We start from the raw sequence: 570 nt of genomic DNA on the forward strand, positions 1-570 counted from the left end.
ATCAGTATTGCAGTACTGATTCCTTTATTAACGTACCTCAATGTACCGTTTGAGACATACTACGCCGACAACGAAGGCATCAGCTTTTTACTGCAACCAGCAGTAGTGGCGTTGGCTTACCCTTTGTACGAGCAACTTCCTCAAATCAAAGCCAACTGGCGAATCATCACGTTTGCTTGTACGCTCGGTAGTATTATGTCACTGGCAACCACAACCCTCATCGCCGTTGCATTTAAAACTGACATCAGTTTAATCGCGAGCCTAGTAGGTAAGTCAGTGACCACTCCGATTGCAATGGAAATCTCAAGCCACCTTGGAGGTGAAGCGGCAGTCGCTGCAATCTTAGTACTGATCGTAGGTCTTCTTGGCGCTATTTTGGCGTACCCAATCTACAACCTAATCGGCATTAAGCATCCAATTGCTCGCGGTTTGACGATGGGCACAGTATCGCACGCGCTTGGCACTGCGACTTGCGCAGAGAAACAACCTGGCGACGCAGCGTTTTCATCGTTAGCGTTGGTGCTATGCGGCATCATCACCTCCATTCTCGCTCCGAGCTTTTTTGGTTTA

General features: G+C 48.4%; 1 protein-coding gene. It reads left to right on the forward strand.

Annotated features, from left to right (window positions below; all coding sequences use genetic code 11):
• Positions 1-570, forward strand: a 570-nt coding sequence (locus R7R24_RS29150) for an LrgB family protein (protein WP_318120519.1), incomplete at both ends; no start/stop codon positions are given.

The organism is Vibrio sp. 704 (assembly GCF_033339295.1).